23 protein-coding genes and 1 riboswitch are annotated in these 24,539 nt (G+C 73.8%); of the genes, 15 read left to right on the top strand and 8 right to left on the bottom strand.

Annotated features, from left to right (window positions below; all coding sequences use genetic code 11):
* Nucleotides 1-9 precede the first annotated feature (9 nt).
* The 4 genes from IE237_RS14150 (at nt 10) to IE237_RS14135 (ending at nt 5,443) form a co-directional block, all read left to right on the top strand.
* Nucleotides 10-549 carry a beta-class carbonic anhydrase gene (locus IE237_RS14150; protein ID WP_189802258.1) on the top strand — a complete coding sequence of 180 codons (540 nt, stop codon included), beginning with the start codon at nt 10-12 and terminating at the stop codon, nt 547-549.
* Between the two features lie 111 nt (nt 550-660).
* Nucleotides 661-1,680 carry an AAA family ATPase gene (locus tag IE237_RS14145; RefSeq protein WP_189802257.1) on the top strand — a complete coding sequence of 340 codons (1,020 nt, stop codon included), beginning with the start codon at nt 661-663 and terminating at the stop codon, nt 1,678-1,680.
* Entirely contained in the window at nt 1,680-3,035 is a 1,356-nt protein-coding gene (locus tag IE237_RS14140; protein WP_189802256.1) for a DUF58 domain-containing protein, read from the top strand. Before IE237_RS14145 ends, IE237_RS14140 begins: the two co-directional genes overlap by 1 nt.
* Nucleotides 3,032-5,443, top strand: a complete 2,412-nt coding sequence (locus IE237_RS14135) for a transglutaminase TgpA family protein (protein ID WP_189802255.1) — start codon at nt 3,032-3,034, stop codon at nt 5,441-5,443. Before IE237_RS14140 ends, IE237_RS14135 begins: the two co-directional genes overlap by 4 nt.
* A 379-nt stretch (nt 5,444-5,822) precedes the next feature.
* On the opposite strand, the gene IE237_RS14130 is transcribed toward IE237_RS14135, so the two are convergent.
* The 3 genes from IE237_RS14130 to IE237_RS14120 form a co-directional block, all read right to left on the bottom strand.
* Nucleotides 5,823-6,227: an SCO2097 family morphological protein gene (locus IE237_RS14130; RefSeq protein WP_189802254.1), complete on the bottom strand. Its 405-nt coding sequence runs from the start codon at nt 6,225-6,227 to the stop codon at nt 5,823-5,825.
* Between the two features lie 272 nt (nt 6,228-6,499).
* Nucleotides 6,500-7,288: a class I SAM-dependent methyltransferase gene (locus IE237_RS14125; protein WP_189802253.1), complete on the bottom strand. Its 789-nt coding sequence runs from the start codon at nt 7,286-7,288 to the stop codon at nt 6,500-6,502.
* A gap of 67 nt (nt 7,289-7,355) precedes the next feature.
* Entirely contained in the window at nt 7,356-7,889 is a 534-nt protein-coding gene (locus IE237_RS14120) for an SAV_6107 family HEPN domain-containing protein (RefSeq protein WP_189802252.1), read from the bottom strand.
* Nucleotides 7,890-8,051: 162 nt separating this feature from the next.
* Between IE237_RS14120 and IE237_RS14115 the strand changes: the two genes are divergently transcribed.
* The 5 genes from IE237_RS14115 (at nt 8,052) to IE237_RS14095 (ending at nt 14,049) form a co-directional block, all read left to right on the top strand.
* Nucleotides 8,052-8,963 (top strand): ATP-binding cassette domain-containing protein, encoded by a 912-nt coding sequence (locus IE237_RS14115; RefSeq protein WP_229842664.1) that lies wholly within the window; start codon nt 8,052-8,054, stop codon nt 8,961-8,963.
* The gene (locus IE237_RS14110; RefSeq protein ID WP_189802250.1) at nt 8,935-11,034 is read left to right on the top strand and encodes a YhgE/Pip family protein; all 2,100 of its coding nucleotides are present in this window, start codon (nt 8,935-8,937) and stop codon (nt 11,032-11,034) included. Before IE237_RS14115 ends, IE237_RS14110 begins: the two co-directional genes overlap by 29 nt.
* A gap of 19 nt (nt 11,035-11,053) precedes the next feature.
* Complete coding sequence (locus IE237_RS14105; protein WP_189802249.1) at nt 11,054-11,662, top strand: TetR/AcrR family transcriptional regulator; 609 nt, start codon at nt 11,054-11,056, stop codon at nt 11,660-11,662.
* 252 nt (nt 11,663-11,914) lie between these two features.
* Complete coding sequence (locus IE237_RS14100; RefSeq protein ID WP_189802248.1) at nt 11,915-12,562, top strand: DUF4126 domain-containing protein; 648 nt, start codon at nt 11,915-11,917, stop codon at nt 12,560-12,562.
* Between the two features lie 53 nt (nt 12,563-12,615).
* The gene (locus tag IE237_RS14095; RefSeq protein ID WP_189802247.1) at nt 12,616-14,049 is read left to right on the top strand and encodes a phytoene desaturase family protein; all 1,434 of its coding nucleotides are present in this window, start codon (nt 12,616-12,618) and stop codon (nt 14,047-14,049) included.
* Between the two features lie 20 nt (nt 14,050-14,069).
* Here IE237_RS14095 and IE237_RS14090 read toward each other — a convergent pair whose 3' ends face one another.
* The 5 genes from IE237_RS14090 to IE237_RS14070 all read right to left on the bottom strand — a co-directional run bounded on the left by IE237_RS14090 (nt 14,070) and on the right by IE237_RS14070 (nt 18,373).
* Nucleotides 14,070-14,918, bottom strand: a complete 849-nt coding sequence (locus IE237_RS14090) for a chromosomal replication initiator protein DnaA (RefSeq protein ID WP_189802246.1) — start codon at nt 14,916-14,918, stop codon at nt 14,070-14,072.
* 54 nt (nt 14,919-14,972) lie between these two features.
* On the bottom strand, nt 14,973-15,890 hold the full coding sequence (gene metF, locus IE237_RS14085; RefSeq protein ID WP_189802245.1) for a methylenetetrahydrofolate reductase [NAD(P)H]: 918 nt from the start codon (nt 15,888-15,890) through the stop codon (nt 14,973-14,975).
* A gap of 141 nt (nt 15,891-16,031) precedes the next feature.
* The gene (gene thiE / locus IE237_RS14080) at nt 16,032-16,685 is read right to left on the bottom strand and encodes a thiamine phosphate synthase (protein WP_189802244.1); all 654 of its coding nucleotides are present in this window, start codon (nt 16,683-16,685) and stop codon (nt 16,032-16,034) included.
* Nucleotides 16,686-16,800: 115 nt separating this feature from the next.
* Nucleotides 16,801-17,166, bottom strand: a complete 366-nt coding sequence (locus tag IE237_RS14075; protein ID WP_189802243.1) for an Rv2175c family DNA-binding protein — start codon at nt 17,164-17,166, stop codon at nt 16,801-16,803.
* 43 nt (nt 17,167-17,209) lie between these two features.
* Nucleotides 17,210-18,373, bottom strand: a complete 1,164-nt coding sequence (locus IE237_RS14070; protein WP_370468184.1) for an NAD(P)/FAD-dependent oxidoreductase — start codon at nt 18,371-18,373, stop codon at nt 17,210-17,212.
* Between the two features lie 133 nt (nt 18,374-18,506).
* Nucleotides 18,507-18,620: riboswitch (TPP riboswitch) on the top strand.
* Between IE237_RS14070 and thiO the strand changes: the two genes are divergently transcribed.
* From thiO to IE237_RS14040, 6 genes are all read left to right on the top strand, one after another.
* Complete coding sequence (gene thiO / locus IE237_RS14065) at nt 18,618-19,772, top strand: glycine oxidase ThiO (protein ID WP_189802241.1); 1,155 nt, start codon at nt 18,618-18,620, stop codon at nt 19,770-19,772. (Overlaps the previous riboswitch by 3 nt.)
* On the top strand, nt 19,769-19,969 hold the full coding sequence (gene thiS, locus IE237_RS14060) for a sulfur carrier protein ThiS (RefSeq protein WP_189802240.1): 201 nt from the start codon (nt 19,769-19,771) through the stop codon (nt 19,967-19,969). Before thiO ends, thiS begins: the two co-directional genes overlap by 4 nt.
* 5 nt (nt 19,970-19,974) lie before the next feature.
* A complete protein-coding gene (locus IE237_RS14055; protein ID WP_189802239.1) occupies nt 19,975-20,769 on the top strand; it encodes a thiazole synthase in 795 nt (264 codons plus the stop codon).
* Between the two features lie 333 nt (nt 20,770-21,102).
* Nucleotides 21,103-22,992 (top strand): Stk1 family PASTA domain-containing Ser/Thr kinase, encoded by a 1,890-nt coding sequence (gene pknB, locus IE237_RS14050; protein ID WP_189802238.1) that lies wholly within the window; start codon nt 21,103-21,105, stop codon nt 22,990-22,992.
* Between the two features lie 5 nt (nt 22,993-22,997).
* A complete protein-coding gene (locus tag IE237_RS14045; protein WP_189802237.1) occupies nt 22,998-23,858 on the top strand; it encodes a deoxyribonuclease IV in 861 nt (286 codons plus the stop codon).
* Nucleotides 23,859-23,941: 83 nt separating this feature from the next.
* A complete protein-coding gene (locus IE237_RS14040; RefSeq protein ID WP_189802236.1) occupies nt 23,942-24,526 on the top strand; it encodes a DUF4396 domain-containing protein in 585 nt (194 codons plus the stop codon).
* The last annotated feature ends 13 nt before the right edge of the window (nt 24,527-24,539 follow it).

Below are 24,539 nucleotides of genomic sequence, written 5' to 3'. Positions count from 1 at the left end.
GTCGGAACCATGTCGACCTCCGCGCACCCCTCTGCCGACGCCATACGCACCGGCGCCACGGTCACCGACCGTCTCGTCGAGGCCAACGCACGCTATGCCGCCGATTTCGCCGACCCGGGGATGGACGCGCGGCCCGTGCTGCGCGTCGCCGTCGTCGCCTGCATGGACGCCCGCCTGGACCTACACGCGGCCCTCGGCCTCGAACTCGGCGACTGCCACACCATCCGCAACGCGGGCGGCGTGGTCACCGACGACGTGATCCGGTCGCTCACCATCAGCCAGCGTGCCCTCGGCACCCGCAGCGTGATGCTCGTGCACCACACGAACTGCGGCCTCGAGTCCCTGACCGAGGACTTCCGGCACGAGCTGGAGGACGAGGTCGGCCAGCGCCCGGCCTGGGCGGTCGAGGCCTTCCGCGACGTCGACCAGGACGTCCGGCAGTCGATGCAGCGGGTGCGGACCTCCCCCTTCCTGCTGCACTCCGACGACGTCCGGGGCTTCGTCTTCGACGTCACGACGGGTCTGCTGCGCGAGATCGACCCGGCGTAACCCGTCAAACCCAGGCATTTCCCCCGCACTTGTCCGCATGCAAGTGACACGGCCCCGCCACGGCAACAAGAATGCCCGGACGACAGTTCCGAAAGGCCGAGGAGGGCCGGGGTGACGACCTATGACGATCGAGCGAGCCTCGCTGATCTGACCACCACTGTGGAGCGCGTCCGCAGATCGGTGGAGAGTGTGATCGAGGGCAAGCCCGAGGTCGTACGGCTTTCGCTGACCGTGCTGCTCGCCGAGGGGCACCTCCTCATCGAGGATGTCCCCGGCGTCGGCAAGACCATGCTGGCCAAGACACTGGCCCGGTCCATCGACTGCTCGGTGCGCCGGATCCAGTTCACCCCCGACCTGCTGCCCTCGGACGTCACCGGCGTGTCGATCTTCGACCAGCAGCGCCGGGACTTCGAGTTCAAGCCGGGCGCGATCTTCGCCCAGATCGTGATCGGCGACGAGATCAACCGCGCCTCGCCGAAGACCCAGTCCGCGCTCCTGGAGTCCATGGAGGAGCGCCAGGTCACGGTCGACGGCCAGACGTACGAGCTGCCCAGCCCGTTCATGGTCGTCGCCACCCAGAACCCGGTCGAGATGGAGGGCACCTACCCGCTGCCCGAGGCCCAGCGCGACCGGTTCATGGCCCGCGTCTCCATCGGCTACCCGAGCGCCGAGGCCGAGCTCCAGATGCTCGACGTGCACGGCTCGGTCTCCCCGCTGGACGACCTTCAGCCGGTCGCCCACGCCCACGACATCCTCAAGCTGATCGACGCGGTGCGCGGGGTGCACGTCGCCGATGCCGTGCGCCGGTACGCGGTCGACATCGTCGCCGCCACCCGCACCCACCCCGACCTGCGGCTCGGCGCCTCCCCCCGGGCCACGCTCCACCTGCTGCGGGCCGCCAAGGCCTCCGCGGCGCTCAGCGGCCGCGAGTACGTCCTGCCCGACGACCTCCAGGCCCTCGCCGCGCCCGTCCTCGCCCACCGGCTGCTGCCGACGGCGCAGGCGCAGCTGAACCGCCGCACCGCCGAGCAGGTCGTCCAGGACATCCTGCAGCGCACCCCCGTCCCGGCCGCGGCCCCGCCCGCCGGACCGCTCTACGGCCAGCAGCAGCCCGGCGCCCGGCGGCTGTGATGAGTGGCGCCGCCGTGCCGGACGGCCAGCGGGGCGACGAGGACGACCGGGGCGGACTGCGCGCCGCCCTCGGCGGTCTCACCACCCGCGGCCGCTCCTTCCTCGCCGCCGGGGTGGCCGCCGCCGCCTGCGCGTACGTCCTCGGCCAGGCCGATCTGCTGCGCGTCGGGCTGCTGCTCGCCGCCCTCCCGCTGATCTGCGTGCTCGTGCTGCACCGCACCCGCTACCGGGTCGCCGCCTCCCGCCGGCTCACCCCCCAGCGGGTGGAGACCAGCACCGAGGCACGGGTCCAGCTGCGGATGGAGAACGTCTCCAAGCTCCCCACCGGCCTCCTGATGCTCCAGGACCACGTGCCGTACATGCTGGGACCCCGCCCCCGCTTCGTCCTCGACCGGGTCGAGGCGGGCGGGCGGCGCGAGGTGTCCTACCGGGTCCGCTCCGACCTGCGCGGCCGCTTCCCGCTGGGCCCGCTCCAGCTGCGGCTCAACGACCCCTTCGGGATGTGCGAGCTGACCCGCTCCTTCAGCGCGTACGACACCCTCACCGTCGTGCCCCGGACCGAGGCCCTCCCGCCGGTGAAGCTCTTCGGCGAGGCCTCGGGGTACGGGGACGGGCAGTCGCGCTCCCTCGCGCTCGCCGGCGACGACGACGTCATCCCGCGCACCTACCGCCACGGCGACGACCTGCGCCGGGTCCACTGGCGCTCCACCGCCCGCTACGGCGAGCTGATGGTCCGCCGCGAGGAGCTGCCCCAGCGGGCCCGCTGCACCGTCCTCCTCGACACCCGCCGGATCGCCTTCCAGGGCGCGGGCCCCGACTCCGCCTTCGAATGGGCGGTCTCCGGCACCGCCTCCGCGCTCGTCCACATGCTGGAGCGCGGCTACGCGGTCCGGCTGCTCACCGACACCGGCAGCGCGATCCCCGGCGAGGGGGCCGAGGGCTTCGCCGGCTCGGCGCAGGACTCGGCCGAGGCGGCCGGTCTGATGATGGACACGCTCGCGGTCGTCGACCACTCCGAGGGAGCCGGGCTCTCCCGCGCCTCCGACGTGCTGCGCGGCGGCGGCGACGGGCTGCTCATCGCCTTCCTCGGCGACCTCGACGAGGAGCAGGCGGCCCTCACCGCCCGGATGCGCGGACGGTCCGGGGCGGCCGTCGCCTTCGTCCTGGACTCCGGCACCTGGCTCACCGGCGGCGCGGTCGCCGGAGCGGTCGAGGACCGGGTGCGGCAACTGCGGGAGGCGGGCTGGACGGCGCTGGCCGTACCGCCCGGGGCCCGACTCGCCGACCTGTGGCAGCAGGCGGCCGGCCTCCGTCCGGAGACCGCCGCGGCCGACACCTACGGAGGATGGTCATGAGCGGCCGCACACGGCTGACGCTCGCTTCCTGGGGCGCCACCCTGATGGCGGCCGGGGCACTGCTCCCCCTGGTGAAGCCGGCGACCTGGATCTTCACGGCGGCCTTCGTCCTCGCCCTGGTGAGCGGGGTGGGCGCGCTGACCCGGCGGGTGCCGCTGGCCCGGCCGCTGACCCTGCTCGCGCAAGCCCTCACGGCGCTCCTCGCGCTGACCCTGTGCTTCGCCCGCGAGCAGGCCTTCCTCTGGCTCGTCCCGGGTCCGCAGGCGGTCACGCACGCCGTCGAGCTGTTCCAGGCGGGCGCCGAGGACGTCGGCCGGTACGCGATCCCCGCGCCCGACACCGAGGGCATCCGGCTCATGCTGGTCGGCGGCGTCGTCGCGATCGGGCTCCTGGTGGACGCCCTCGCGGTCACCTTCCGCAAGGCCGCCCCGGCCGGCCTGCCGCTGCTCGCCCTGTACTCGGTGGCCGCCGGTCTCTCCGGCGGCGGCGCGGGCTGGCTCTGGTTCCTCCTCGCGGCCTCCGGCTATCTGCTGCTGCTCCTCGCCGAGGGCCGTGACCGGCTCTCCCAGTGGGGACGGGTCTTCGGCGGCGCCCAGCGCTCCGGCCGGCCCGGCTCCACCGTCGCCGGCGGCGGCCCCGCCTTCGCCCCGGCCCGCACCGGCCGCCGGATCGGCATCGCCGCCATGGGACTCGCGCTGGTGGTGCCGCTCGCGCTGCCCGGCTTCTCCGGCGGCCTCTTCGGCGGCAACGGCGAGACGGGCGCGGGCGCCGGCAAGGGCGGGACGATCTCCGCCGTGAACCCGCTGGTCTCGCTCCAGAACAATCTGCGCCAGCCGGAGGACCGGGAGGTCCTGCGCTACCGGACGAACGCCCGCGACACCGGCAACCTGTACCTGCGGCTCGTCGCGCTCGACCAGTTCGACGGCACCTCCTGGAAGTCCTCGGTCCGCCCGATCGAGGACGTGCCCAAGCAGCTGCCCTGGCCGGACGGCCTCTCCCAGAGCGTCCGGATCACCGAGGTGACCAGCAACTTCGTCGCCTCCGAGGCGTACGAGCAGAAGTGGCTCCCCATGCCGTACCCGGCCGGCCGGGTCGACATCGACGGACGCTGGCGGTACGAGCCCGCCGGCCGGATGCTCGTCGGCGACGACAAGCAGACCACCAAGGGCGCCCGCTACCAGGTCTCCAGCCTGGACGTGCAGCCCACGGCCGGGCAGCTGGCCGGCGCCGGGCCCGCCCCGGAGAAGCTGCGCCGCGAGTACACCAAGGTGCCGACGACGCTGCCGGAGGACGTGAAGGCGACGGCCCTGAGGGTCACCAAGGGCGCGCGCAACGACTACGAGCGGGCGGTGAAGCTCCAGGACTGGTTCGCCCGGGACGGCGGCTTCCGCTACGACGTCGACGTCGTATCCGGCACCGGGGTGCAGGCGATCTCCCGGTTCCTGAAGGACAAGGAGGGCTTCTGCGTCCACTTCTCCTTCTCCATGGCGGCGATGGCCCGCTCGCTCGGCATCCCGGCCCGGGTGGCCGTGGGCTTCATGCCGGGCACGACCCAGACCGACGGATCGGTCTCCGTCGGCATCCGGGACGCACACGCCTGGCCCGAGGTGTACTTCGAGGGCGCCGGGTGGACGCGGTTCGAGCCGACCCCCTCGCGGGGCTCCACCCCCTCGTACACCCGGGAGACCACGCCCTCGGGCTCGGCCACCGGACCGGCGCAGCCGCAGCAGAGCGCCTCGGCGCAGCCGTCCGCCGCGCCGACCGCCTCGGAGAGCTGCACCCCGCAGATGCGGAGGCTCGGCGACTGCGGCCCCGACGCGGCGGTGGCCGGAGCGTCCTCGGACGGCTCGGGCCCGGACGTGACGACGGTGCTCCTGCTGACCCTGGCGGCCCTGCTCCTCCTCGCCCTCCCCTTCCTCCCCCTGCTCTGGCGGACCCGGGTACGGGCCGGACGGCTCGGCCCGGCCGGCGCCCGCGGCCCGGAGGAGACGGCGGCGCGGACGCTCGCGGTCTGGCAGGAGATCAACGACACGGCCTGGGACCACGGGGTCGAGCCGGACGACTCCCTGACGCCGAGGAAGTCGGCGGAGCGGATCGTCCGGCTGGGTGAGCTGCGCGGCGAGTCCGCCGAGGCGGTGCACAGGGTGGCGGGAGCCGTCGAGGAGGTCCTGTACGCGCCCCGGCCGCGGCCTGTTCCGGGCCTGGCCGAGGAGGCGGGGCGGGTCCGCGCGGGGTTCCACGCGGGTGCCGACCGCCGCACGCGGCTCCGTGCGCTCCTGGCTCCCCGCTCGGCCGTACGCGTCCGCTGGGCGGCCTCGTCCCGCTGGGCGTCGACGACGGGGCGCTGGTCGGAGCGTCGGGCCGCCCTGGCGACCCGCCTCCGCCGGACCCCTCGCGAAGCGAGCTGAGCGCCCGGCCCGTTGTGGGCAATCGTTCCTCCCCCAGACTTCGTCCGGGAGGTGCCCCCAGGGCGGAACGGGTGGGCACAACGGACGGCGCGCTTGCCGGCGCCAGAGGCTCCCGAGCCTGGACCCGCACCCGTGTGCACCGGCACTGGTGGTGCGGGTCCAGACTCGGAACGCGGAGGCGCCGCTAGAGGCGCCGTCCCGTGTGCCCACCCGTCCCGCCCCAGCGGGACGATTGCCCACACAGGGGCCGGGGGCACCGCCCACTCAGGCTCGGGTCCTCACGGGTGACGCGAACGAGCCCCGCAGAGGGCGCGCCGGTGGCGCGGGCTCTGCGGGGCTCGGTCGGTTTCGGGGGCGCGGGGCTACCGCTCCGGGGCCGTCAGTGGCCGCCGCCCTGCTGCTCGTCACGGCGGCGCTGCCACCGCTCTTCGATCCGGTTCATCATGGAGCGTCGCTGCCGGGTCTGACGGCCACCTGCCGCCATCCCGCCCCTGGCCTGCTGCTCACCCGGCTTCGGCGCCTTGCGCCATCCGGTGACCGCCAGGACCGCGCAGCCCAGCATGACGAGGAAACCCACCACGCTGATCCAGATCTGCTGTGCGACCATTCCGGCCATGAGGAGCGCGATACCCACCAGGAAGCCGGCGACTGCCTGGTAAACCCGTCGCCGGGTGTACGTACGCAGTCCGCTTCCCTCGAGCGCTGTCGCGAACTTGGGATCTTCGGCGTACAGCGCTCGCTCCATCTGCTCGAGCATTCGCTGCTCGTGCTCCGAGAGCGGCACGGAGTCCTCCTAGTCGTCGGTCGCGGGGGCGACCGGTTTGCGGCCCTTTCAGGATAGGCAGGGAATCGCCCCCGTGAAACCCGCCCTCAATGCCGAATAGCCAATCCGGGCCGCCATGCGGATCGGTTGCTGAGGCGTTGATTCCCCAGCCCCTTGTCCGTCATGCCGGATGGTGTCCCCCGATCATACGGGGCGGAGCCCGTCATGGGGCGGGCTGTGGCGTACTCCATGGCGCACCGTGGCCCGCACCGCCGAACGGGTGACCCTCCTGATCAGGCCCGCTTCTCGCCGAGAACGTGCAGCTGCGTGGCGATGGCGTGGAAGGAGGACAGCTCGGCCGCGGCCGCCTCCAGCTTCAGCAGGGCCTCGGCGGCCCCGGGCTCGGTGTCGACGAGGACGCCGGGGACCAGGTCGGCGAAGACCCGGACGCCGTGGACGGAGCCGACCTGGAGTCCGGCGCCGTCGGCGAGCTCGGTGAGCTGCTCGGCGGTGAAGCGGCGGGGCACGGGGTCGCCGGCGCCCCAGCGGCCCGCGGGGTCGTCGAGCGCGTGGCGGGCCTCGGTGAAGTGGCCGGCGAGGGCGCGGGCCAGGACGGCGCCGCCGACCCCGGCGGCGAGCAGGCTGAGGCTGCCGGCGGGGCGGAGCGCGGCGGCCGCGTTCCGCACGCCTTCGGCGGGGTCGTCGACGTACTCCAGGACGCCGTGGCAGAGGACGGTGTCGTACTCCTCGCGGCCGACCACGTCGAAGAGGCCGCGGATGTCTCCCTGGACGCCGGTGACGAGGTCGGCGACACCGGCCTCGGCGGCCCGGCGCTCCAGCGCGAAGAGCGCGTTGGGGCTGGGGTCGACGACGGTGACCCGGTGGCCGAGGCGGGCCACCGGCACCGCGAAGTTCCCGGAGCCGCCGCCCGTGTCGAGGACGTCGAGGCTGTCCTTCCCGGTGGCCTCGACCCGGCGGTCCAGGGCGTCTTTGAGGACGTCCCAGACGACGGCGGTACGCAGGGAGGCGCGCGAGGGACGCGACGACGCCTCGCGGCCGAAGACAGCGGAAGGGTCCGGCACGGCTGTTGACTCCTCGGTGACGGGTACGGACGCTCCCCACCCTATGGCCTCGCCCCCGCCTTTCGGATCATCCTCCGGACTCGTCGGCCGGGGGCTCGTCGTCCCCGGGCCGGCGGGGCCGCACCGGCTGGAGCGCGAGCAGCCGCTCGACCAGGCGCAGGAAGTGCGCGGCGTCCCTGAGCAGGTCGTCGGCCTCGCGGCGGGTGGCCGCGCCGCTGATCCCCGCCTCGGCGCGGGCTCTGCGCGGGGCGCCGGCGGCGAAGAGGGCGCTCCACTCGGTCAGCTCGGGCGCCAGCTCGGCGAGGAGCTCCCAGGCGCTCCGTATCCGCTGCCGGCGGCGGGGGCCGGTCTCGGGCCTGCCGCGGGCGGCGAGGACGGCGGCCGCGGCGCGCAGGGCGGCGCGGTGCGCGGTGGCGTACCGCTCGTGGGGACGGTCGAGGAGCGCGGCCTCGGCGAGTCCGGCGCGGGACTTGGCGAGGAGTTCGAGGGCGGCGGGCGGGGCCGCGGAGCGGCGCGGGACGGGGTGGACGTCGGACACGGGTCCCGCCTCCCCGGGGGTGGGACGGCGGCGGGGCGTGGCTGCTGCGGAAGGGCCGGCCATGACGAGCCTCCTGTCGTCGCGTGACGGCTCTGTGGCCGTCTGTGTTCATCCTGCCGCGCCCCACTGACAATCGCGCTGACCTGGGGTTTTGCCTGAAACCCAACCCGGGGGTAACTTTTGCACTGACTGGTCAGTTCAAAAAGGGGAATGGGGGGTGAGTCCGTGGGCACGGAAACCGAGGAGCAGCCGCACGGCGCCGCCGTCGTCGCGGACGGCTTCGGACTGAAGGGACCGCGCGGCTGGGCCTTCCGGGAGGTCTCCTTCCGCGCCGAGCCCGGCACGCTGGTGGCGATCGAGGGCCCTTCGGGCTCCGGGCGCACCTGTCTGCTGCTGGCGCTCACCGGCCGGATGCGGACCAAGGAGGGGCACGCCGAGGTCGGCGGCCTCCCCCTGCCCCGCAGGATGGCCGCCGTGCGCCGGATCAGCGCGCTCGGCCAGGTCCCGGGCGTCAGTGAGCTCGACCCCGCCTTCACCGTCGCCGAGCACCTGCGCGAGCGGGCCCTGCTCCAGCGCCGCTACGACGGTTCCGTACGGGCGCTGCTGCGGCGCCCCGCCGAGCGGGCCGCGACGGCCAGGACCCGGATCGACGAGGCCGTACGGGCCGCGGGTCTGGACCTCGACGCCCTGCCGAAGGGCGAGCGGACCTCCGTACGGGACCTGGAGCGCCTGGAGGCGCTGCGGCTCTCGATCGCCCTCGCCCTGATCGGCCGCCCGCGGCTGCTCGCCCTGGACGACACGGACATGAAGCTCTCGGACGCCGACCGCGCCGAGGCCTGGGCGCTGCTGCGCTCGCTGGCCGCGTCCGGGACGACGGTCCTCGCCGTCTGCAGCGAGGCCCCCGAGGACGCCCTGCGCATCACGACGCTCTCCGGCGGGAGCCCCGCCGCAGACCCCGGCGCCGGGGAAACGGCCGCCGAGGACACCGGCGCCCGGGAAGCGGCCGCCGAGGACACCGCACCCGGCGGCACCGCCGCCGACCGGCCCGCCGTCGGGGAGACGGCGACCGGGGACACCACCGACGCCACGACCGAGGAGGGGGCGGCCGATGCGCTCGCCGAAACTGGCCGCGCTTGAGCTGAAGCGCTTCGGCAGGGGAAAGCTGCCGCGCGCCGCGCTCGTCGCGATCCTGCTGCTGCCCCTGCTGTACGGCGCCCTGTACCTGTACTCGTTCTGGGATCCGTACAGCAGGCTCGACAAGATCCCCGTCGCCCTCGTCAACGAGGACCGGGGTGCCACCACCGGCGGCAAGAAGATCAACGCCGGCGCCGACATCACCGAGGGGCTCCTGGAGAGCGAGACCTTCGAGTGGCACCGGGTGAGCGACGCCGAGGCACGCGCGGGCGTGGAGGACGGGACGTACTACCTGTCCCTGACCATGCCCGGCGACTTCAGCACCCGCATCGCCTCCAGCTCCGGCGACTCCCCCGAGACCGGCGCGCTCCAGGTGCGGACGAACGACGCCAACAACTACATCGTCGGCCAGATCTCCCGCACGGTCTTCTCCGAGGTGCGCACCGCGGCCTCCACGAAGTCCTCGCGCACCTTCCTCGACAAGATCTTCATCTCCTTCTCCGACATCCACGACGCCACCGCGAAGGCCGCCAAGGGCGCGGCCGACCTCAAGCAGGGCGTGGACAAGGCGAAGAAGGGCTCCAAGAGCCTGTCGGAGGGCCTCACGGACGCCAAGGCGGGCAGCGGCGACCTGGCCGCCGGCCTGAAGAAGCTCGACAAAGGCGCCAAGGACCTGGAGGGCGGCTCCCGCAAGGTCGCGAACGGCACGCAGGCCCTGGCCGACAAGGTGAACGGCACCGCGGACAAGGTCCGGCCGTACCTGGCGAACAACGGCAAGTCCATCCGCGACACCGCCCGGCTCGTCTCCGACTCGGCCACGGCCGCCCGCCACAACCTGGACGACCTGGTGAAGCGCGCGCCGCTGGTCCGCAGCGCCGCCCACAAGGCCGACGAGGACCTCGGCCGGATCCACCGCGAGGTCTGCGTGGAGGCCCCCGCCACCGTCCCGCCGCTCGACCCGAAGATCTGCGAGAAGCTCAAGAAGGCGTCGGTGACCGCCGGCGACGTGGCCACGATCGCCGACGACGTGCACGAGCTCACCAAGGGCCAGACCGACGACCTGAAGACCCTGGACGCCCGCCTGGCCAAGCTCGTGAAGCAGGCCGACGAGCTGGCCGCCCGCGCCCCGCACCTCGACGAGGACGTCGAGGGCGCCATCCGGAAGATCAACGAGCTCAACGCGGGCGCCAAGAAGGTCGCGGCGGGCGCGGACCGGCTGCACACCGGCATCACCGAGGCGAAGGCCGGTTCGGTCAGCCTCGACACCGGTGTCGGCAAGCTCAAGAAGGGCGCGGGCGACCTGGACGGCGGCCTGTTCAAGCTGGCCGACGGCTCCGGCACCCTCGCCACCGGCCTCAAGGACGGGGTCGACCAGATCCCCGACTACGACGAGGGGGACCGCGACCGGCGTACGGAGGTCATGGCCGACCCGGTGAAGCTGGCCTCCCAGTCCCTGCACAAGGCGCCGAACTACGGCACCGGATTCGCCCCGTACTTCATCCCGCTCTCCCTCTGGGTCGGCGCGATGGTCGCGTACATGATCATCCAGCCGCTCAACCGCCGCGCCCTCGCCGCGGGCGGTTCCGCCTGGCGGATCGCGCTGGCGGGCTGGCTGCCGGTGGCGGCGATCGGCATCCTCCAGGTCGGGGCCCTGATGTCGGTCCTGCACTGGGGCCTCGGCCTCCAGATGGCCCGGGCCGCCGGCACGGTCGGCTTCCTCGCCCTGGTCACCTGCTGCTTCGCCGCGATCATCCAGTGGCTGAACGCCCGCTTCGGCGCGGCGGGCCGGATCCTGGTGCTCGCGTTCCTGATGCTCCAGCTGACCTCGGCGGGCGGCACGTATCCCGTCCAGACCAGCCCGGCCTTCTTCAACGCCGTGCACCCCTACCTGCCGATGAGCTACGTGGTCGAGGCGCTGCGCCGGCTGATCACGGGCGGCGGGACCGGACCGGTCTGGCAGGCCTGCGCGGTCCTCGCGGCCTTCACCGTCGGCGCCCTGGCCCTGACCGCCGTCTCGGCGCGCAAGAAGCAGGTGTGGACGCTCGACCGGCTCCACCCCGAACTGTCGCTCTGAACCTGTGAGAATCGACGCCATGGACAGCAGCAGCACCCGACGCCAGGCCACACGCACGAAGCTCTACGAGGCGGCCGTCACCCTCATCGCGGAGCAGGGCTTCTCCGCGACGACGGTGGACGAGATCGCCGAGCGGGCCGGCGTGGCCAAGGGCACGGTCTACTACAACTTCAAGAGCAAGACCGAGCTCTTCGAGGAGCTGCTGCGCCACGGGGTGTCGCTGCTCACCGCCTCCCTGCGCTCGGCGGCCGAGGAGACCGCCGAGCGCGGCGGGAGCCGGGTCGACGCGCTGGACGCGATGATCCGGGCGGGCCTCGTCTTCATCGACCGCTACCCGGCCTTCACCCAGCTGTACGTCGCCGAGCTCTGGCGCACCAACCGGGCCTGGAACTCCACGCTCCTGGTGGTGCGCCAGGAGGCCGTCGCGGTGGTCGAGGGGGTGCTGCGCGAGGCGGTCGCGGCCGGTGAGCTGAGCGAGGAGATCGACGTCCAGCTGACGGCGGCGGCGCTGGTCGGGATGGTGCTCGTCGCGGCCCTCGACTGGCAGGCCTTCCAGAGCGAGCGCTCGCTCGACGACGTGCACGCGGCGCTCTCCCGCCTGCTGCACGGCCGCGTCGGCGGCCGCTGACACGGACACGGACACGCGAGACGCCGGTGCGGCGAGGCTCGATCCCCCCGAGCCTCGCCGCACCGGCGTCTTTCCTCGCACCCCCGTGCCGGCAGGTGCGCGGCCCCGTTCCGCAGCCCCGTGCCGGCGGTACCGGAGCCGCGCCCCTTCCGTGGGCTCCACTCTCTCCTCCGGGCGCGTCCCGCCCCATCCGCGCACCTACTCATCTCGACCCCTAGGTACGGATACTCAGTCCTGGTTACGATCGCGGGCGTGTCCGTACTCCCCCTGGTGTTCACCAGCGGCTGGGCGAGCGGGATCAACGCGTACGCGGTGGTCCTGCTGTTCGGCGTCTTCGGCGCGACCGGGCTGACCGACGAGGTGCCCGAGTCGCTGCAGCGCACCGATGTCCTCGTCGCGGCGGGCGTGCTGTTCCTGTGCGAGGCGGTGGCGGACAAGATTCCGTACGTCGACTCGATATGGGACTCCGTCCACACGGTGATCCGGCCGATCGCGGGGGCCGTGGTCGGCGCCCTGCTCGCCGGGCAGAACGGTTCGCTGCCGGAGCTGGCGGCGGCCGCGGTCGGCGGTTCGACGGCCTTGCTCAGTCACTTCGTCAAGGCCGGGACGAGGATGGCGGTCAACACCTCGCCGGAGCCGTTCTCGAACATCGGACTGAGCCTGGCGGAGGATCTCGGAGTGGCGGCGATCGTCACCTTCGCGGTCTTCCATCCGGTGGCGGCGGCGACCATCGCGGCCGTCCTGCTCGTGGCGGGTCTGGCGATACTGGTCTTCCTGGCCAAGCAGATCCGCCGCGGCTGGCGGCGCTGGTCCCAGCGCCGGGAGGAGAAACGGCTCGCGGCCCTGGGGACGCGTCCACGGGCGCAGGCCCCTCCGGACGACGGATCCGACCACTTCTGACCCCCCGCCCCGGGCTTCGGCCCGTGCCGGGGGCGCCGGATAGGCTCGCCCGCATGGCACGGATTGTGGTGATCGGCGCGGGACTCGGCGCCATGGCGGCGGCGGCCCGGCTGGCGGTCGCCGGACACACGGTGACGGTGTACGAGAAGACGTCGACGTACGGCGGCGCGGTCGGACGCTTCGCGCGCGACGGCTTCGCCTTCGACACCGGTCCGGGGCTGCTGCACCTGCCCGCCGTCTACCGGGACCTGTTCGTGAAGACCGGCAAGGAGCCGCTCGAGGAGTGCGTCTCGCTGACGCAGGTCGACCCGGCGGCCCGTCACGTCTTCGCCGACGGCACCCGCGTCGACCTGCCGAACGCCTCCCGGGCCGGCACGGTCGCCGCCCTGGACGCGGCACTCGGCGCGGGGGCCGGCGAACGCTGGGGCGACTTCCTGACGAGGGCCCGCGAGGCCTGGGACCGGACCCGGCGCCCGCTCCTGGAGGAGCCGCAGCCGGCCGACCCGGCGCCGCTGGCCCGCGAGCCGTACCCGGCCCTGAAGGCGGGCCTGCTGCGCCGCCCGACGACGACGCTCGCCCAGGTCGGGACGCGGGAGCTGCGCGACCCCCGGCTCGCGGCCCTCCTCGACGCGTACGCGTGGTCGTACGGCTTCGACCCGGCGACCGCCCCGGCCTCGGCCGCCGTCCTGCCGTACATGGAGCAGACCTTCGGCAGCTGGTACGTGGGCGGGGGCCTGCGGGCGCTCGCCGACGCGGTGTACGAGCGGTGCCGGAAGCGGCGGGTGGAGTTCGTGTTCGACACGCCGGTCGAGGACGTCCTGGAGAAGGACGGCCGGGCGGCCGGCGTCCGGCTGGCCGGCGGCGAGACCGTCGAGGCCGACCACGTGGTGTCCGGGGCCCCGGTGCCCTCGCTCTACCGCGACCACGTCGTCGAGTGGGAGCACGGCGACGACTGGCCGCACCACCAGGTGACCGGGACCGGCCGGGTGACGGTCTGTCTGGCCCTGCGCGGCCCCCGGGAGGCGGACGCGGTCCACCGGACGGTCGTGCACGCGGAGGGCGGGCGGCCGACCGTGACCGTGCTGCGGCCGGACGACCCGGCGCTGCGCCCGGACGGGGACCACGAGTCGGTGACGGTCACGGCGACCGTGCGCACCTCCCCCGGGCAGGACTGGGAGCCCTTCGCCGACCGGATGGCCGAGGCGGCCGGCCGGGCGGTCCCGGGGCTCGCGGAGCGGCTGCTGTGGCGGCAGGTCCGCACCCCGGAGGACGTCCTGCGGGAGACGGGCGCCGCCGAGGTGCCGGGGCCGGCGCTCGCCGGGGCGCGCGGTCTGCTCCTGCCGGCCGCCAACCGCTCCCCGCTGCCGGGCCTGTACTTCGCGGGCGGCTGGTCGCACCCGGGCGGCGGGCTCGCCCACGCGGGCATGTCGGGCGCGCTGGTCGCCGGACTCATCGTGGAGGGCGCGGACTTCCGCGGCTCCCAGTAGGAGCCGCGGAGGTACCGGCCCTAGTAGCGGTACTGCTGCTGGTCGTCGGGGTGCGGCTGCTGCTCGTAGCCGTACGGGGCCTGCGGCTGCTGCGGGGCCGGCTCGGTGTCGCGCTGCTGCGGGACCCAGACGCCGCCGGGCGGGGTGTCGTAGGCGTACGAGGGGGCGTAAGGGTCGCCGTAGTAGGAGCCGTACTGCTGGCCGTCGGTGCCGGGGCCGATGTACGGGTCGGAGTACGCGGCGTACTGCTGCTGCCCGGCGGCGGCGCCGTAGTCGTAGGCCGGCTGCTGCTGGTAGGCGGGCTGCTCGTAGGAGCTCTGCTCGTACCCGGGCTGCTGGTACGCGGACGCGTAGGGGTCGTACCCCGTCCCGTACCCGGCGTCGGTGTGCTGGCCGGTGGTGTCGTAGATCCCGTACTGGCCGGTGTCGTCGGGCATCGGCTCCGGCTCGTAGACCGCGGTCGTCTCGGCGGCCGTCTCCGGGTGCCCGTCGTGACCGGGCCCGTCCTCCGTGCCGTACGCGCCGTCCACCGTGTCGTACGAGAGCTCGGTGACCTCCAGGGTGGGTCCGGCCTCGGCCTGCGGGGCGGCCTTGCGGCGGCGGCTGGCGCCGGGGCTGCCGCCGATCGCCCAGCCGGTGGAGAAGCCGCGGCGGAAGGAGAGCGTCACATAGGTCTGGCCGACGGCGAAGGCGACCGCTCCGGCGACGATCACGAGGACCGAGGGCAGCAGGACGCCCAGGACCACCAGGAGGAAGCCGCCGAAGGCGAGCAGGCGCCAGCGCAGCCGCGCCTTGTACTGGAGGAGCACCTCCCCCAGCAGCCACAGCGCGACCACGCCGAACGCGATGTAGAGGACCGTCCACCCCATGCCCCGCCGCCCCTCTCCACGGTCACCGCCGCGGGTCGGGGCGGGTACGACCGGTCACGACTGCTGGTGCAGTCCGAGATTCTCGTAGATCTCGAGCGTCGCGGTGGAGCTGTTGAGCGTGATGAAGTGCAGTCCGGGGACACCCTCGGAGAGCAGACGCGCGCAGAACTCCGTCGCGAACTCGATACCGATGGAGCGTACAGCGGCGGGATCGTCCTTGACGGCGAGGATGCGCTCTTTCACATCCGCGGGGAAGGCGGCGTTGCTCAGCTGGGGCAGCCGGTCGAGGGTCTTCACGTTCACGACGGGCATGACCTCGGGGATGATCGGGGTCTCGCAGCCCGCCTTCGCCACGCTGTCGCGGAGCCGCAGGTAGTTCTCCGGGTCGAAGAACATCTGGGTGATCGCGTAGTCGGCGCCCGCGCGGCACTTGTCCACGAAGTGCCGGATGTCCGTGTCCCAGTCGGTCGAGCGGGGGTGCATCTCCGGGAAGGCGGCGACGCCGACACAGAAGTCTCCCGACTCCTTGATCAGCCGGACGAGGTCGGCGGCGTACTTCACGCCCTCCGGGTGCTCGACCCACTCCCCCAGCGGGTCGCCCGGCGGGTCACCGCGGACGGCCAGCATGTTGCGGATGCCCGCGTCGGCGTATTGGCCGAGAATGTTCCGCAGTTCGGCGACCGAGTGGTCGACGGCCGTGAGGTGGGCGACGGGGGTGAGGGTGGTGTCGGAGGCGATCTTCTGGGTGGCCTTGACGGTGCCGCCGCGGGTGGAGCCGCCGGCGCCGTAGGTCACGGAGACGAAGCTGGGGCCCACCGCCTCGACTCTCCGCATGGCGTTCCACAGGACCTGCTCGCCCTTCTCGGTCCGGGGCGCGTAGAACTCGAAGGAGTAGGACGTGTCACCGGCAGCGAGGATCTCGCGGACCGTGCGCGCACGGTCCGATCGGACGGAAGCGGTACCAAGGGCCATACGGGCAGGTTAGACGCGGCGCGCGGAGCCGCGTAGGCGCCGTCCGAGTAGTGGACAATTTTTCGGACACTCTCGGGCGCCCGCCGGGCACCCCGCCGCGCCGGGCCCCCGGCGGTGCCGGACGCCCCTCGCCCACGCCTCTCAGGCTTCGGCGCGCTCGCGGACGCGCTTGGCGAGGGCGGCCGTCGCGGCAACCGGATCGTCGGCCTCGGTGATGGCCCGGACGACGACGATCCGGCGGGCGCCCGCGTCCAGGACCTCGTCGAGGTTGGTCTCGTCGATGCCGCCGATGGCGAACCAGGGCCGGTCCTGGGCCAGGCCCGCCGCGTACCGCACGAGGCCGAGCCCTGGTGCGTACCGTCCGGGCTTGGTGGGAGTGGGCCAGCAGGGACCGGTGCAGAAGTAGTCCACGCCCGGTTCGGCGGCGGCCGCGGCCACCTCGGTCTCGGCGTGGCAGGAACGGCCGATCAGCACCTCGTCGCCGAGGATCGCGCGGGCGGCGGGCACGGGCAGGTCGCCCTGGCCGAGGTGGAGGACGTCGGAGCCGATCGCGTGGGCGACGTCGGCCCGGTCGTTCACCGCGAGGAGCCTGCCGTGCCGGCGGGCGGCCTCGGCGAAGACGGCGAGGTGCTCCAGCTCCTCGCCGGCCTCCATGCCCTTGTCGCGGAGCTGCACGATGTCCACGCCGGAGGAGAGCACGGCGTCGAGGAAGGCCGGCAGGTCGCCCTGGCGCTTCCGGGCGTCGGTGCACAGGTAGAGCCGGGCGTCGGTGAGCCGCTCACGAGGCGTGGGCATGGGTGGGTTCCCCCCGTTCGTGCGCCGGTGCCGCGGCGCCCGGCCCGTGGAGGGCGGGGCGCCGCGACACCCGCGGGTGGTGTCTTCGGTGCGTCCGTGCGTCAGCGTGCGGGCGTCAGATCGCGAGCGCCTGGGCGCGGCGCTTCACCTCCGTGCCGCGGTTCTCGTTGAGCGCCTGGGCGGGCGTGCCCGGCAGGCTCTCGTCCGGAGTGAAGAGCCACTCCAGCATCTCCTCGTTGGTGAAGCCGTCGTCCCGCAGGACGGTCAGCAGCCCGACGAGACCCTTGACGATCTTGTCGCCCTGGATGAAGGCGGCGGGGATCTGCAGGGCGTTGTTCTCGCCGCGGCGCACGGCGATGAGCTGGCCTTCCTTGATCAGCTGCCGCACGCGCACCACGTCCACGTCCAGCATCTCCGCGATGTCGGGCACGTAGAGCCAGGCGGGGACGAGCGCATCGATCTTTACGTCAATCTCGGTCACAGGACAAGCCTGCCATCCCGGACTGACAGCCGGTAGTCGGGCCCTACCGGACTGCCGCCTTCAGGGGGACGGACGGGTCCGCGGCGCGCGCCGGGTCGACGGGGACGGCGGCCTCGATGAGCTTGCGGCCCTGGGCCAGGTCGCGGGGGCGGCCGACCGCGAGGAGCGCCACCGGCACCCCGGCGCGCAGCCAGAGCACGGACCAGGTCTCGTCGGCCGGGTCGCCGCGCCACAGCAGCTCGTCGGCGTCCGCGTGGTGTCCCGCGTACTGGACGAAGCGGCCGAACTGCTCGGACCAGAAGTACGGCACCGGGTCGTACGGCGCGTCGCCGGCGCCGGTGATCGCCGCGGCGACCGCGCGGGGGCCCTGGAGCGCGTTGTCCCAGTGGTGGACGAGGAGACGCTCGCCGTAGCGGGCGGAGGGGAAGGAGGCGCAGTCGCCGACGGCGTACACGTCGGGCAGGGAGGTGCGCAGCCGGTCGTCGGCGGTGACGGCGCCGCTCGGGTCGAGGGCGATGCCGGAGCCGCCGAGCCAGCCCGTGGCGGGGCGGGCGCCGATGCCGACGACGACCGCGTCGGCGGCCAGTTCGCGGCCGTCGGCGAGGACGACCCGGCCGGGCTCGACGGTGTGCACGCGCGCGTGGGTGAGGAGTTCGGCGCCGTTCGCCCCGTACCACTCGGCCATGGGGGCGGCGACCTCGGCGGGCAGGGCTCCGGCGAGGGGGCGGTCGGCGGCCTCGACGACGGTGACGGCGCAGCCGGCCTCGCGCGCGGCGGTGGCGAACTCGGCGCCGATCCAGCCGGCGCCGACGACCACGACGGAGTGGCGGCGCTCCAGGACGGGCCCGAGGCGCACGGCGTCGTCGAGGGTGCGCAGCAGATGGACCCCGGGGACGCCCTCGGCGCCGGGCAGGGTGACGGGGTGGGCTCCGGTGGCGAGGACCAGGGTGTCGTACGCGACGGGCCCGGCCTCGGTGTCGATCTCGTGGTCGGCTGCGCGCAGACCGGTGACGTCCAGGCCGAGGCGCAGCTCGATGCGGAGCTCCTCGAAGTCGACCTCGAAGGCGGAGTCCTCCGCCTTGCCGAGGAGGATCGCCTTGGAGAGCGGTGGCCGGTCGTAGGGCTGGTGGGGCTCGGCCCCGATGAGGGTCACGGGGCCGGCGAAGCCCTGCTCGCGCAGGGCGACGGCGGTCTGGACGCCCGCCATTCCGGCGCCGACGATCACGACGTGCTGCTGGGCCTGCTTCTGCTCGCTCACCCGCCCACCTTACGCATCTGACGGACCGTCAGGAAGGGAGGGGTCTGTGGCCGGGTATCGACGCGGGCTAGTCTGGCGGGCGTAAAGCACTCGCGGGAGCCCGGACGCACCGGGCTGAGAGGGAGGCTGGGACGGCCTCCGACCGTACGAACCTGATCCGGGTCATGCCGGCGAAGGGAGGGGCTGGACGCCCATGCGTTCTTCCGATGTCCTCGTGGTCGGGGGCGGCATCATCGGCCTGGTCACGGCCTGGCGGGCCGCGCAGCGCGGACTGCGCACCGCCGTCGTCGACCCGGACCCGGGCGGCGGGGCCGCACGGGTCGCGGCCGGCATGCTCGCCGCCGTCACCGAACTCCACTACGGCGAGGAGACCCTCCTCGGGCTCAACCTCGCCTCCGCCGCGCGCTATCCCGCGTTCGTCGCCGAGCTCGAGGAGGCCGCCGGGCACGACGTCGGCTACCGCGCCTGCGGCACCCTCGCCGTCGCCCTCGACGCCGACGACCGGGCCCATCTGCGGGAACTGCACGCCCTGCAGACCCGCTGCGGGCTCGTCTCGGAGTGGCTCAGCGGGCGCGACTGCCGCCGCCTCGAACCGATGCTGGCCCCCGGCGTCCGCGGCGGGCTGCGGGTCGACGGCGACCACCAGGTCGACCCCCGCCGGCTGGCCGCCGCGCTGCTGCGCGCCTGCGAACGGGCCGGGGTCGTCTTCCACCGCGTCCTCGCGGAGCGCCTGACGGTCGTGCGCGACCGGGCGCACGGGATCGTCCTCGCCGACGGCGAGGAGCTGACGGCCGACCAGGTCGTGCTCGCCGCGGGCAGCCTCAGCGGACGGCTCGCGGGCGTGCCGGAGGAGGTGCTGCCCCGGGTCCGCCCCGTGAAGGGCCAGGTCCTCCGGCTGCGGGTCCCCGCCCCGTACGCCCCCTTCCTCTCCCGCACCGTCCGGGCCGTCGTCCGCGGCAGCCACGTCTACCTGGTGCCCCGCGAGAACGGCGAGCTCGTCGTCGGCGCCACCAGCGAGGAGCTGGGCTGGGACACGACGGTGACGGCGGGCGGGGTGTACGAGCTGCTGCGCGACGCCCACGAGCTCGTCCCCGGGATCACCGAGCTGCCGCTCACCGAGACCCTGGCGGGCCTCCGCCCCGGCTCCCCCGACAACGCGCCGCTGCTCGGCCCCACCGCCCTGCCCGGCCTGCACCTGGCCACCGGCCACTACCGCAACGGGGTGCTGCTCACCCCCGTCACCGGCGACGTCATGGCGGAGGCGCTCACCACGGGCACCCTCCCCGACGAGGCGCGCCCCTTCACCCCCCGCCGTTTCTCCCCTGTACGTCAGGAGCAGCCCGCATGAACGTGTCCGTGAACGGAGAGGCGCGCGAGCTCTCCGGCCCCCTCTCCCTCGACGCCCTCGTGGCGACCCTGACCTCGGCCCGCTCCGGGGTCGCGGCGGCGCTCAACGAGACGGTCGTGCCCCGCGGCGAGTGGTCCACGACGCTGCTCGGCGAGGGCGACCGGGTGGAGGTCCTCACCGCGGTGCAGGGAGGCTGAGCGGGATGTCCGACGACGTGTTCACCCTCGGCGGTACGGAGTTCTCCTCCCGCCTCATCATGGGCACCGGCGGCGCCCCCAGCCTCGACGTCCTGGAACGCTCCCTCGTCGCCAGCGGTACGGAGCTGACGACGGTCGCCATGCGGCGCCTGGACCCGACCGTCCAGGGCTCGGTCCTCTCCGTCCTGGAACGCCTCTCCATCCAGGTCCTGCCGAACACGGCGGGGTGCTACACGGCGGGCGAGGCCGTCCTCACCGCCCGCCTGGCCCGGGAGGCGCTCGGCACCGACTGGGTCAAGCTGGAGGTCGTCGCCGACGAGCGGACCCTCCTGCCGGACGGCGAGGAGCTCCTGGCCGCGGCCGAGACCCTGGTCGACGACGGTTTCACCGTCCTCCCCTACACCAACGACGACCCCGTCCTCGCCCGGAAGCTGGAGGACGTGGGCTGCGCGGCGATCATGCCCCTCGGCTCCCCCATCGGCTCCGGGCTCGGCATCCGCAACCCGCACAACTTCCAGCTGATCACGGAACGGGCCGGGGTCCCCGTGATCCTCGACGCCGGCGCGGGAACGGCCTCGGACGCGGCCCTCGCGATGGAGCTCGGGTGCGCCGCGGTGATGCTGGCGTCGGCGGTGACCCGCGCGCAGGAGCCGGTACTGATGGCCTCGGCGATGCGGCACGCGGTCGAGGCGGGGCGGCTGGCGCACCGGGCGGGGCGGATTCCTCGGCGCCACTTCGCCGAGGCCTCGTCCCCGACGACGGGCCACGCCCACCTGGACCCCGAACGCCCGGCCTTCTGACCCCGCCCGTTTGCGGGCCCGCGCCCCGCGCCCGTTGTGGGCAATCGTCCCGCTGGGCGGGACGGGTGGGCGCACGGGACGGCGCCCTCAGCGGCGCCTCGCTCCCCTGTGCCTGGACCCGCACCGCCGGCGCACTGCACCAAGGGTGCGGGTCCAGGCGCGGGAGCCTGGGCCCGGCAAGGGGCGCCGTCCGTTGTGCCCACCCGTTCCGCCCTGCGGAACGACTGCCCACAACGGGCGCGGGCACGCGCCAAGCGCGAGGCGCGTCACAGGTGCGCTGCAGTCGTCGCCGCCCGCGCAAGCCCCCCGCCCCGCCCTCGTAGACTCGTGGCCGTGGACACGACCCTTCAGGACCCCCTCGTCGGGCGGCTGCTCGACGGCCGCTACCGCGTCGACGCGCGCATCGCCGTCGGCGGGATGGCCACGGTCTACCGGGCCGTGGACACCCGCCTCGACCGCGTCCTCGCGCTCAAGGTGATGCACCCCGCCCTCGCCACCGACGCCGCCTTCGTCGAGCGGTTCATCCGCGAGGCGAAGTCCGTCGCGCGGCTCGCGCACCCGAACGTCGTCGGCGTCTTCGACCAGGGTGCCGAGGGTGCGTACGTCTATCTGGCGATGGAGTACGTCGCCGGCTGCACCCTCCGCGACGTCCTGCGCGAGCGCGGCGCCCTCTCGCCCCGTGCCGCGCTGGACATCCTGGAGCCGGTGCTCGCCGCGCTCGGCGCCGCGCACCGGGCCGGGTTCGTGCACCGGGACATGAAGCCGGAGAACGTCCTGATAGGGGACGACGGCCGGGTGAAGGTCGCCGACTTCGGTCTCGTGCGGGCCGTGGGCTCGGCGACGGCCACCACCGGCTCGGTCCTCGGCACGGTCTCGTACCTCGCGCCGGAGCAGATCGAGCACGGCACCGCCGACACCCGCGCCGACGTGTACGCCTGCGGTGTCGTCCTCTACGAGATGCTGACGGGCGGCAAGCCGCACTCCGGCGACACCCCCGCCCAGGTCCTCTACCAGCACCTGAACACCGACGTGCCCGCCCCCTCCGCCGCCGTCCCCGGGCTCGCCCCCGAGCTGGACGACCTGGTCGCGGCGGCCACGGCCCGCAACCCCGAGGTCCGCCCGCACGACGCCGTCGCCCTCCTCGCCCTGCTCCGGGAGGCCCGCGCCGGGCTCGGCGACGAGCAGCTGGACGCGGTGCCCCCGCTGGCGCGGTCCGAGGCCCGGAACACCGCCGAGGACCGGACGAGCGTGATCGCCCGCCCCGTACCGGCGGCGACCGAGCACACCAACCGGCTGCCCGCCCCGGAGGCACCCCCCGCGGCCGCCCGCAGGCGGCCCCCGCGCGGCCCCCTCCTGATCGTCGTCGCCGTCCTCCTCGCCCTCGGCCTGGGCGCCGGCGTCTGGTACATCAACTCCGGCCAGTTCACCCGCGTCCCCGCCGTCCTCGGCCAGACCGAGGCCGACGCGACGAAACGAATCACCGACGCCGGGCTCGACGTCGGCACCACGAAGCGCGCCTTCAGCGACGTGTACGAGCGCGGCACGGTCATGGCCGTCGACCCCGCCCCCGGCGAGCGCCTCCGAGGCAACGGCACGGTCGTCCTGACCCTCTCCCGGGGCCCGGAGATCGTGAAGGTGCCCAACCTCAGGAACAAGCCGCTCGCGGAGGCCAGGCGCGCCCTGGAGGAGGAGGGCCTCTCCCCCGGGGTGATCACCCGCGAGTTCAGCGACTCCGTCGCGCAGGGCTCCGTGATCGGCTCCGACCCCGAGCCCGGAACCGAGCGCAGCCCCGACTCGGCCGTCGCCCTGGTGGTCAGCAAGGGCTCGCCGATCGACGTGCCCGACGTCAGCGGCGAGACCGTCGCCGACGCCACGGCCCTCCTCCAGGAGGAGGGGCTCACCGTCAAGGTCGCCCCTGAGCGGATCAACTCCCTGGAGGAGGCCGGCACCGTCGCGGCCCAGTCCCTCGCCGGGGGCAGCCGGGCCGCCGAGGGCGACGTCATCACGCTCACCGTCTCCAAGGGACCGAAGCTGGTCGAGGTGCCCGACGTGTCCGGGGAGTCGACGGCGGACGCGCGCGCGGCCCTGGAGGACGCGGGCTTCGAGGTGGAGGTCAAGAAGTCCTTCCCCTACCTCGGCGACACGGTCGCGAGCCAGTCCGTGAAGGGCGGCGAGACCGCACCCGAGGGCTCCACCATCACCATCACGATCAAGGGACTCTAGAGCTCATGCGCAACCCCGTCGGCGGTCATGTCCCCGTGGCCGGTGGCCTCGCCACGGTCGGCCTCGGTTACGCCCGCGAGCTCGGTGCCGAGACCGTGCAGGTCTTCGTCGCCAACCCGCGCGGCTGGGCGACCCCGGCCGGCAACCCGGCCCAGGACGAGCGGTTCCGGGCCGAGTGCGAGGCCGAGTCGATCTCGGCGTGGGTGCACGCCCCGTATCTGATCAACTTCGGCTCCCACACCGAGGCCACGGTGGAGAAGTCGGTGGAGTCGCTGCGGCACTCGCTGCGCCGGGGCCGGGAGATCGGCGCGAAGGGCGTGGTGGTGCACACCGGCTCGGCGACCGGCGGCCGCCCGCGCGAGGTGGCCCTCGCGCAGGTCCGGGAGCGGATGCTGCCGCTCCTGGACGAGCTGACGCACGAGGACGATCCGTACCTGCTCCTGGAGTCGACGGCCGGCCAGGGCTTCTCGCTCTGCTCCCGGACCTGGGACTTCGGCCCGTACTTCGACGCGCTCGACCGCCATCCCAAGCTGGGCGTCTGCCTCGACACCTGCCACATCTTCGCGGCGGGCCACGACCTGGCGGGCCCGCACGGGGCGGCGCAGACGCTGGACCTGCTGGTGGAGACGGTCGGCGAGGGCCGGCTGAAGCTGATCCACGCCAATGACTCGAAGGACGTCGTGGGCGCCCACAAGGACCGGCACGCGAACATCGGCGCGGGTCACATCGGCGAGGAGGCGTTCCGGAACCTCCTGCGGCACCCCGCCACCGAGAACGTGCCGCTGATCATCGAGACCCCGGGCGGCAAGGAGGGCCACGTCGCCGACGTCGAGCTGCTGAAGAAGCTCCGCGAGCGCCGAGGGTGATCATTTCCTGTTGAGGAATACCCCAGGGGGGTATACGGTTCTTGTTGACGGCAGGAACCGCTACCCGAGTTTGGGGGCACCCCATGCAGCACGAAGCGCACGCACACCACGACCACACAGGTCACGAGGGTCACGCAGGACACGAGGGCCACGCGGAGCACGGCAGTCACGCGGACCACGGCGCCCACACCGACCACAGCGCTCACGCGGGCCACCACCACGCCCCGGGGACGGTCTCCTGGTCCATGGCCGCCAAGGCCACGCTGCACTGCCTCACCGGCTGCGCCATCGGCGAGATCCTCGGCATGATCATCGGCACCGCGCTCGGCTGGGGCAACCTGTCGACGATGATCCTCGCGATCATCCTGGCCTTCTTCTTCGGCTACGCGCTCACCCTGCGCGGCATCCTGTCCGCCGGCGTCGACTTCAGGACGGCCTTCAAGGTCGCCCTCGCCGCCGACACCCTCTCCATCGCCGTCATGGAGCTCATCGACAACGGCGTCATCGCCCTCTGGCCCGGCGCCATGGACGCGCACCTGGACGAGCCGCTCTTCTGGATCGTGCTCGCCATCGCCCTGGCCGCCGCGTTCGTGATCACCACGCCGGTCAACAAGTGGATGATCGGCCGGGGCAAGGGCCACGCGGTGGTCCACCAGTACCACCACTGAGCCGCCACACGGG

Origin of the sequence: Streptomyces tanashiensis (assembly GCF_014648895.1) — a bacterium.
GTDB lineage: Bacteria > Actinomycetota > Actinomycetes > Streptomycetales > Streptomycetaceae > Streptomyces > Streptomyces tanashiensis.
This window is presented reverse-complemented; position numbering and strand designations above follow the sequence as displayed.